We start from the raw sequence: 9,880 nt of genomic DNA, 5'->3' as shown, positions 1-9,880 counted from the left end.
CAGACATGATCATTATTACGGATAACATCTGATGAAGGAAGAACCCCTTCTTCTGTTATCTGATTTATAGAAACTTATTAACCAAGTAGTCTTGATTGACTACATCATTATTATACTAGTGGAGGTGATGGATTTGGCAAGAAGAAGACAAATCCCAAGATACGGTTCGGTTGAAATCCGAGGAAATTATTATTACAAAACCTATGTGACAGATGAAAATGGAAAGCGTGTAGCTCTGTATGGGAAAACACGAGAGGAGTTGTACGATAAGGAACTTGAGGCATTGGATCAGATTGACAATGCTTCTTTCAGAAGAAAATCTCCTACGGTAGAAGAGTATGCTGAAAAGTGGCTCCTTATGCAGTCCGTCCATGTGAGATCTACCACATTGATCGATTACACATCTAAGGTTAGAAGACATATTATCGCTGAGCTTGGTGATATGAGAATTGCTGATGTGACCCAGGATGACATTCAGTTAGCGCTGGTTCCGGTATCAAAGAAATCGGCGTCTGTATATAAATCGGTTGTGATTCTTTATAAGTCGATTTTTAAATCGGCAATGGAAAGCAGACTGATCGATGATAATCCTACGGTATATCTTGCCACCGAAGGTGGCGTACCACAGAAAATGAAAGATTCCTTGTCCGATGAACAGGCTGAAAGATTATTGGCTGCTATTGAAGGACTGCAGACTTATGTGTTTGTAATGTTGGGCCTGTATGCAGGTCTGAGAAGAGAAGAAATATTGGCTTTGAAATGGGATTCTGTGTATCTGGATGATAAAGCACCGTATCTGACTGTCAGACGTGCCTGGCATACAGAGGGAAATCGACCAGTAATTATGACAGAGTTGAAGACCGCAGCAGCCAACAGAAATATTCCTCTTCCGGATTGCCTGACAGAGTGCTTGAGAGAAACCAAAAAGAATAGTAAATCGGATTATGTCATTGCAAATAGTGATGGTGATCCGTTATCGTACTCACAATTCAGACAGCTCTGGAAGTACATTACGACAAGAACTGCTAAGCCGAGAACTTATCGTGTGTATGATAAGGACGGACATGTTAAACGCGATGAAAATGGCAAAGCCATTAAGAAAACAATTTATCCGAAACTTGGTGAAAAGGCACCGCATAATGGTCATGTAGTATATTCACTCGATTTTGATGTGACACCGCATATGCTTCGTCATACTTATATTACCAACCTGATTCATGCATCGGTAGATCCGAAGACAGTTCAATATTTGGCAGGGCATGAAAGCAGCAAGATTACCATGGATATTTACGCTAAAGTTAAATACAATCGCCCGGATGAATTAGTTCAGACTCTTGGCGATGCATTTGCTTTGATGAATAACGTAACAGAAGATTAACAGTACAGAGAAATATGTGAGCGGGGATGCAGGTCCTCGCTCATTGTATATACATAGGTGACATCCTTGAGGAAATGGAAGTCATCTAAGAAAATATAAATGTAATAAATAGAAGGGAGTATAACAATGGCAAAGAGAAATTCAGACATTCCGAAATATGGTACTGTTCAGCGAAGTGGGATTACATATTACCGTACTCGAATTGATGACGCAGATGGTAAGCGCGTGAACCTTTATGCAAGGACTCGCGAAGAATTATATGAGAAAGAGCGTGAAGCAAAGCGGCAGGTTGAGGAAGCGATTTTCAGGAGAGATAATCCGACAGTCGCAGAGTATTCTGCTAAATGGCTCACGATCCAGTCCGGCAAGGTAAAACCGGCAACACTGAGAGATTATGAATCGAAGCTGCGCAATTACATAGTCAAACCATTAGGCGATATGTATATGACAGAGGTTACGGCAGATGATATCAGGCTGGCTCTTGTACCAGCCTCCAGAAAATCCTCTTCCGTATATAACACGGTAAACATGCTGTTTAAGTGCATTTTTTACTCTGCTCAATACAGCCATGTGATTGACTATAATCCATCTGAAGGTATATCTGCAAAAGGCGGCACTCCGACAAAACAGAAAGAAGCACTCACAGATGATCAGGTGAAACAGCTTCTGGATGCAATCAAAGGGCTCCCGCCATACAACTTTGTTATGATCGGTTTATTTGCAGGACTCAGACGAGAAGAAATTCTTGGTCTGAAATGGGACTGTGTGTTTCTTGATGTTCCTACTCCGTATATTGCGGTTAGGAGAGCCTGGAGAAGTGTGAATAACAGACCGGTGATTACAGAAGAGTTAAAGACTCCTGCAGCCTATCGTGACGTTCCGATTCCACAGTGTCTGGTTGAGTGCCTGAGAGAGTTGAAGGAAACGAGCATCTCTGATTATGTGATAGCAGACAGCAAGGGAGAGCCACTTGCCTATTCACAGTTTAAAAGAGTATGGAATTATATTCGAGTAAGATCTAATAAGGAAAGAACATATTTCCGTTATGTGAATGGACAGAAGATTCCTCATAAAGTAACACCGGTACTTGGAGAGGCAGCATCCCATAACGCAGATGTGATATACAGTCTTGATTTTGATGTGACACCACATCAGCTTCGGCATACATATATTACAAACCTGATTCATGTTGGTGTGGATCCGAAGACAGTACAGTATCTGGCGGGTCATGAAAACAGCAAAGTTACTATGGATATTTATGCTAAGGTTAAGTATAATAAGCCACAGGAACTCTCATCAGTAGTAAATGAAGCACTTTCGCAGTGAGGAAAACTGATGAATTGCATTGAATTCGGGATGTAAAATATGAGTTAATTTATGGGGCAAATTTAAAGTGGAGGCCTGAAAATGCTTGATATATCGGCATTTTCGAGCGTTAGAGGTAGTGCAATACGGTCTCAAAGCTGCTCGTAGAGCTCCGCAGTTCTCCAAACGATAATCAGACCGATATATCGAATATCAGAACATCAAACCCCGGGAACCTTTTGGTTCCGGGGTTTTTTATATGTAAGAAAAGGACATTATCCTTTTTTTTGACATTTCCCCCATTTTTTGATACTATATCATCATGCAGACCTCCCATAGGTGCGATCCTGTGGGAGTTTTTTTACACAGGAATTTAAGGAGGGTTTTATGGATGAGTGAAGTGAAGAAATCCGGTCACAGCCATCATCAGCGGGGACGTTTTTCCGGGAAGATCGGTTATGTGCTGGCTGTTGCCGGATCTGCGGTAGGTTTGGGAAATATCTGGCGTTTTCCTTACCTGGCGGCGAAGTACGGCGGAGGAATATTTCTGCTGGTTTATATCCTGCTGACTGTGTCATTTGGATATGTGCTGATCATGTCGGAGACAGCGCTGGGAAGAATGACCCGTAAGAGTCCGGTCGGAGCATTTGAACATTTTGGAAAAAGCGCACCGTTTAAGATCGGCGGATGGCTGAACGCCGTGATCCCGATGCTGATCGTGCCATATTACAGCACCATTGGCGGATGGGTTATCAAGTATCTGGTAGAGTATTTAAGAGGAAATGTGCAGAAGGTTTCCGAAGATGGTTATTTTGGAAGTTTTATTGCGGATTCCTGGCAGGTGGAAGCCTGGTTTCTGGTGTTTGCAGTGCTGGTATTTGCCATCATCCTTGGCGGCGTAAAAAATGGCGTAGAACTTATGTCAAAGATCATGATGCCGGTTCTGGTAGTTCTGGCTGTGATTGTTGCCATTTATTCAATGACACGGCCAGGAGCTATGGAAGGAGTAAAATATTTCCTGATTCCGAACTTTAAGAATTTTTCCTGGATGACAGTTGTGACAGCCATGGGTCAGATGTTTTATTCGCTTTCTATTGCAATGGGTATCTTATATACCTATGGTTCTTATATGCATAAGAAACTGGATATGGAACAGTCTACCACACAGGTGGAGATTTTTGACACAGGTATTGCAATCCTTGCAGGCTTGATGATCATTCCGGCAGTGTTTGCTTTCTCCGGCGGAAATCCGGATACACTGCAGGCAGGTCCTTCACTGATGTTTATCACGCTGCCGAAGGTTTTTGCAACTATGGGAGTGGGAACCGGCGCAGGAATCCTGTTTTTCGTGCTGGTTCTTCTTGCGGCACTGACCAGTGCGGTTTCTCTGATGGAGACAAGTGTATCTACCTTTATGGATGAGCTTCACTGGGGCCGTGCGAAATGCTGTATCCTGATGGCAGTGATTATGCTTGTGTTCGGAACTGCATCTTCCATGGGATATGGAGTGCTGGATTTCCTGAAGATCTTCGGAATGAATTTCCTGGATTTCTTTGACTTTATGACAAACTCCGTGATGATGCCGCTGGCAGCACTTGCCACCTGTTTCTTGGTAACACGTGTTGTGGGATATGACAGGATTGCGGCGGAGATCGAACAGTCTTCGAAATTCCGCAGAAAAGGGCTGTACAAGTTTTTTATTAAGTATCTGGCACCTGTCTGCCTGATCATTGTACTGTTAAGTTCCATTGCAAATGTACTGGGAATCATCAGTATGTAAAAAAATATTACAAAAATAAAAAGCGGATCTGGTGAGAATGAATTATAAAATAAATGATTCTCACACAGATCCGTTTTATATTGGATTTTTCTCAGTCGTTGACTTTCCAGTTAGCCAGCAGTTTCAGTTCGATCCGTGTTCCATCCGGAAGAGAAAACCAGTGGTCATTGATGGTTTTTACCGGATAAGATTTGATCTTTTCCATGGTTTCTTCCACAGAATCAACGGCGATGGAAATGTGGTCATATCCGTTCTCTGCCTCTGTGTTGATGTTGGAAACTTCGCAGAGCTGGATACCTTCCTGGAACCAGCATTTGCGCTCCGGTTTTTCCCCAATTTCCCGCCACATATGCATGTCAAAAACATCCTCAAAAAATTTCTGTGCATCTTCATAGGAAGAAGTACGGATCGCTGCATGATCGATCTTTGCCATAAAAATTGTGCCTCCTTTATATATGATGTATATGCGATTTTTTATCTGTTATAAGAATAAGCGATTTTGTGATAACTGGCAAGGAAAAAAAGATTGTTATACGAACGCAGAGGATACGGAGATTTGGCTTTACAGCAGAGAAGAATATCAAGTATAATACTATAGCATTATATAAAGGAAAACAAAATATAACACAAAAATCACAACAATAAAGGAATATAACAAATGAGTATTTTAAATGTAGAACACCTGACTCACGGATTTGGAGACAGAGCGATTTTTGAAGACGTATCTTTCCGGCTTCTGAAGGGAGAACACATTGGGCTTGTAGGAGCCAACGGCGAAGGAAAGTCCACATTTATGAGCATCGTAACCGGAAAACTGATGCCGGATGAAGGAAAAGTAGAATGGGCAAAAAATGTCCACGCAGGCTATTTGGATCAGCATGCAGTGCTGGAAAAAGGCATGACCATCGGACAGGTGCTGAAATCCGCTTTTGATCCCCTTCTCAAAAAAGAAGAGCGCATGAACGAGATCTGCGACAAACTGGGAACTGCAGATCCTGACGAGATGGATGCGCTGATGGAAGAACTTGGAACCATTCAGGATGAACTGACACTTCACGATTTTTACGCCATTGATGCGAAAGTGGAGGAGGTTGCCAGAGCACTGGGACTTCTGGATCTGGGACTGGATCGTGACGTTACAGACTTAAGTGGCGGACAGAGAACCAAGGTACTCCTTGCAAAACTGCTTCTTGAGAAGCCGGATATCCTGCTTCTGGATGAGCCAACCAACTATCTGGATGAGGAACACATTGCATGGCTGAAAAGATATCTCCTGGATTATGAGAATGCTTTTATCCTTATCTCCCACGATATTCCGTTCCTGAATTCTGTGGTTAATATCATCTATCACATGGAAAATCAGGAACTGAACCGTTATGTAGGAGACTACGACCACTTCCAGGAAGTCTACGCGGTTAAGAAGGCACAGCTGGAGGCGGCCTACCGGAAACAGCAGCAGGAGATCAGTGAGCTGAAAGACTTTGTGGCAAGAAATAAAGCCCGTGTTTCCACAAGAAACATGGCCATGTCCCGCCAGAAAAAACTGGACAAGATGGATGTGATCGAGCTGGCAGCAGAGAAGCCGAAGCCGGAGTTCAACTTCCGTTATGGACGCACACCAGGCAAGATGCTTTTTGAAACACATGATCTGGTCATCGGATATGATGAACCACTTTCCAAACCGCTGAATTTTACCATGGAGCGTGGACAGAAGATCGCCTTGGTAGGAACCAATGGTATCGGTAAAACGACACTGTTACGAAGCCTTCTTGGCCTGAACAAACCGATCTCAGGAAGTGTGGAACAGGGAGAAAATCTCGAAATCGGATATTTTGAGCAGGAAGTAAAAGGCGAGAACAAGACCACCTGTATCGAAGAACTGTGGCAGGAATTTCCGTCATTCTCCCAGTATGAGGTACGTTCTGCACTGGCAAAATGCGGCCTTACAACCAAACACATCGAAAGTCAGGTCCGTGTCTTAAGCGGTGGTGAGCAGGCCAAGGTCCGTCTCTGCAAACTGGTAAATCGTGATACCAACATTCTTCTTCTGGATGAGCCAACCAACCATCTGGATGTGGATGCAAAAGACGAGCTGAAAAAAGCTCTCCGGGAATATCGCGGAAGTATCCTTCTCATCTGCCATGAGCCGGAATTTTACCAAGATGTGGTAAATGAAGTCTGGGATATGAGCAAGTGGACAACAAAGATTTTCTGATGATGTAATTACGATAGAAAAGAAAGGGGTATTTCATGGGTGAAAAACCTCAGAAGATACAAGAACAGAAACATATAAGCCTGGGTGTGCTGGCCCACGTAGATGCAGGAAAGACAACTTTATCGGAGGGGCTGCTTTTTAAATGCGGAAGAATCCGGAAGATCGGACGTGTGGATCATAAAGATGCATATCTGGATACGTATGAACTGGAACGGGAACGGGGCATTACCATTTTTTCCAAACAGGCAGTTTTTTCCATGGGAGATATGGAAGTGACATTGCTGGATACGCCGGGGCATGTGGATTTTTCCGCAGAGATGGAGCGCACCCTGCAGGTACTGGATTATGCGATTCTGGTGATCAACGGAGCGGATGGTGTGCAGGGCCATACACAGACCTTGTGGAGACTTCTGAACCAGTATCAGATCCCAACGTTTCTTTTTGTGAACAAAATGGACCAGGATGGAACCAACCGGGAGAGCCTTCTTGAGGAGCTGAAGAAAAAACTGAGTGAAAACTGTGTGGATTTCCGTGGAGAACTGGACTGCTGTGGTGCAGAAGAGGGCTCAGATATCAAAGGTACGGTGGATAAAGCTGGCGAAGTTCATGGAACAGATGAATTTCTGGAAAATATTGCCGTGTGTGAAGAGGCGCTTATGGAGCAATTTCTTGACACTGGCATTATCGTGAAAAAAGATGTGGCCAGATTGATCTTGGAGCGGAAGCTTTTCCCCTGTTTCTTTGGATCTGCCCTGAAAATGGAAGGCGTGGATGCGTTCATCCGCGGTATGGAAACCTACATGGCGGCACCGGTTTACCCATCTGAATTCGGGGCAAAGGTTTTCAAGATTGCCAGGGATGACCAGGGCAACCGCCTCACTTACATGAAGATCACAGGTGGAAGCCTGAAAGTAAAAGAAACCCTTACCAATGCAGGGAGAAAAGGAATTCCGGACGAAGAGATCTGGGAGGAAAAAGTGGATCAGATCCGCATTTATTCCGGTGCGAAGTTTGAGATGCTCAAAGAAGCGGAGGCAGGAACCGTCTGTGCGGTAACAGGTCTTACCGAAACCTATCCGGGAGAGGGCCTGGGGGTTGAGAGGGAGTCTGTCATGCCGGTTCTGGAGCCGGTGCTGAATTATCAGATCATCCTTCCGGAGGGCTGCGATGCCCACAAGATGCTGAAAAGCCTGAAAGAGCTGGAAGAGGAAGAGCCACAGCTTCATATTATGTGGGATGAGCAGCTGGGAGAAATCCATGCCATGCTCATGGGTGAGGTACAGATTGAGATTCTGAAACATCTTATCTGGGAACGCTTCCGTGTGGCAGTGGAATTCGGAACCGGAAATATTGTATATAAAGAAACCATTGCCGCACCGGTGGAAGGCGTAGGACATTTTGAACCATTGCGTCATTATGCGGAAGTGCATCTTCTTCTGGAACCGGGGGAGAGAGGAAGCGGATTGCAGTTTTTTACAGCGGCAAGTGAAGACCAGCTGGATCGGAACTGGCAGCGCCTGATCCTCACTCATCTGGAAGAGAAAGAACATCTTGGTGTACTTACCGGATCGCCGATCACAGATATGCAGATCACTCTTCTTACCGGCCGGGCACACCAGAAGCATACGGAGGGCGGAGATTTCCGTCAGGCAACTTACCGTGCAGTGCGTCAGGGCCTCAAAAAAGCGAAAACCGTCCTTCTGGAGCCATACTACAGTTTCCGGCTGGAACTTCCGGCCGAAAATGTAGGCCGTGCCATGACTGATATCCAGCGGATGCAGGGAAGCTTCCAGGGACCGGAAACAGAGGGAGAGCTGGCTGTAATCACAGGCAGCGCGCCGGTTGCAAAAATGCGGGATTACCAGAGCCAGGTGATTTCCTACACAAGAGGAAAAGGCCATCTCACCTGTACGTTGAAAGGCTATGAACCATGGCAGGATCAGGAAGAAATTGCCCAGGAGATCGGCTATGATTCCGAGCGGGATCTTGACAATCCTACAGGATCGGTATTCTGTGCCCACGGAGCAGGTTTTGTGGTTCCGTGGTATGAGGTAGAGGAATATATGCATCTGGATGGTGCAGAGATCCAGGACTGGGACGATGGTTATGATGATTCCGATGACAGCAGTACGGGAACTGCGGGAGCTTCCGGCAGAGGATATTCCGGGCAGGGGAAAAATACGTACAGTACTAGTTATGGGACAGGAAACAACTCCCGTGGAAAATATACTTCGATGTATGGAAGTTACGAAGAAGAAAAAGAGCTGAAGGCAATCTTTGAGAAAACCTTCGGCCCTGTGAAATCGAAGAAATATAACAGCAACAGCAGGAGCTTCGGAAATCTGGAAAGTGGCAGCAGCTTTTCCGGAAACAGTGGAAAACGCTCTCAATCTTCGGAACTTCCGGGGAAAACCAGTCAGGGTGCCTGGAGAAACAGCAATCCTGCCATCCACAGAGACGACTATCTTCTGGTAGATGGATGCAACATTATTTTTGCATGGGAAGATTTAAGAGATCTGGCTCAGGCAGATTTTCATGCGGCCCAGACCCGTTTAATGGACATCTTAAGCGATTATCAGGGCATCAAAGGCTGCATCCTGATCCTGGTATTTGACGCTTACCGTGTGGAAGGCCATCCGGAAGAAACCTTCCAGTACCATAACATCCATGTGGTTTATACCAGAGAAGCGGAAACTGCAGATCAGTACATCGAACGTACTGTCCATAAAATTGGACGCAAACATAATGTGACAGTTGCCACATCCGATGGCCTGGAACAGATCATCATCATGGGACAGGGAGCTGCCAGAATTTCAGCCCGCGGTTTTAAAGAGGAGATCGCATCCGCAAAACAGCAGATGAGGGAAGAATGGCAGGAACACCGGGACAGCAGCAAAACATATCTCTTTGACAGCATGACCCCGGAATTAAAGTCTCATATGGAAGATATCCGTCTGGGAAGAAAGAAAAAAGAAGAATTATAACAGATACCAGAAAGAAAAGACTGTACACCGAAAAATAAAAAGGTGTACAGTCTTTTATTGTATGGCAGAAAAATAAACCACCTGCTCGGCAGGTGGAGAGAGTAGCTTTAGCTTCAAGTAAAAAACCTCCTGTGATAATATAAAAGTGGGTCCGCAAAACTCACATAATATTATCAAGGAGGTATCCAAAATGGATAAGAACAGTTTAAGTCATACAA

6 protein-coding genes are annotated in these 9,880 nt (G+C 44.8%); 5 read left to right on the top strand and 1 reads right to left on the bottom strand.

Going from position 1 to position 9,880, the window contains the following annotated elements; genetic code table 11:
• The first annotated feature begins 133 nt into the window (after positions 1–133).
• The 3 genes from KQI39_RS16650 to KQI39_RS16640 all read left to right on the top strand — a co-directional run bounded on the left by KQI39_RS16650 (position 134) and on the right by KQI39_RS16640 (position 4,463).
• Positions 134–1,378 (top strand): tyrosine-type recombinase/integrase, encoded by a 1,245-nt coding sequence (locus tag KQI39_RS16650; RefSeq protein WP_334300802.1) that lies wholly within the window; start codon positions 134–136, stop codon positions 1,376–1,378.
• Positions 1,379–1,504: 126 nt separating this feature from the next.
• The gene (locus KQI39_RS16645) at positions 1,505–2,704 is read left to right on the top strand and encodes a tyrosine-type recombinase/integrase (protein WP_216419699.1); all 1,200 of its coding nucleotides are present in this window, start codon (positions 1,505–1,507) and stop codon (positions 2,702–2,704) included.
• Positions 2,705–3,074: 370 nt separating this feature from the next.
• A complete protein-coding gene (locus KQI39_RS16640) occupies positions 3,075–4,463 on the top strand; it encodes a sodium-dependent transporter (protein ID WP_216419698.1) in 1,389 nt (462 codons plus the stop codon).
• Positions 4,464–4,554: 91 nt separating this feature from the next.
• Here KQI39_RS16640 and KQI39_RS16635 read toward each other — a convergent pair whose 3' ends face one another.
• Positions 4,555–4,896, bottom strand: a complete 342-nt coding sequence (locus KQI39_RS16635) for a VOC family protein (RefSeq protein WP_216419697.1) — start codon at positions 4,894–4,896, stop codon at positions 4,555–4,557.
• Between the two features lie 225 nt (positions 4,897–5,121).
• On the opposite strand from KQI39_RS16635, the gene KQI39_RS16630 reads away from it, so the two are divergent.
• Positions 5,122–6,678: an ABC-F family ATP-binding cassette domain-containing protein gene (locus tag KQI39_RS16630; RefSeq protein WP_118169371.1), complete on the top strand. Its 1,557-nt coding sequence runs from the start codon at positions 5,122–5,124 to the stop codon at positions 6,676–6,678.
• Between the two features lie 35 nt (positions 6,679–6,713).
• A complete protein-coding gene (locus KQI39_RS16625) occupies positions 6,714–9,662 on the top strand; it encodes a translation factor GTPase family protein (RefSeq protein WP_216419696.1) in 2,949 nt (982 codons plus the stop codon).
• The last annotated feature ends 218 nt before the right edge of the window (positions 9,663–9,880 follow it).

It is taken from the genome of Blautia sp. MSJ-36, assembly GCF_018917985.1.
Taxonomy (GTDB): Bacteria; Bacillota; Clostridia; order Lachnospirales; family Lachnospiraceae; genus Blautia_A.
This window is presented reverse-complemented; position numbering and strand designations above follow the sequence as displayed.

What these genes read in the sequence shown, in the direction of transcription:
- KQI39_RS16625 (WP_216419696.1), top strand. Translation starts at nt 6,714, where the DNA reads ATGGGTGAAAAACCTCAGAAGATACAAGAACAGAAACATATAAGCCTG.
- KQI39_RS16635 (WP_216419697.1), bottom strand. Translation starts at nt 4,896, where the DNA reads ATGGCAAAGATCGATCATGCAGCGATCCGTACTTCTTCCTATGAAGAT.
- KQI39_RS16640 (WP_216419698.1), top strand. Translation starts at nt 3,075, where the DNA reads ATGAGTGAAGTGAAGAAATCCGGTCACAGCCATCATCAGCGGGGACGT.
- KQI39_RS16645 (WP_216419699.1), top strand. Translation starts at nt 1,505, where the DNA reads ATGGCAAAGAGAAATTCAGACATTCCGAAATATGGTACTGTTCAGCGA.
- KQI39_RS16630 (WP_118169371.1), top strand. Translation starts at nt 5,122, where the DNA reads ATGAGTATTTTAAATGTAGAACACCTGACTCACGGATTTGGAGACAGA.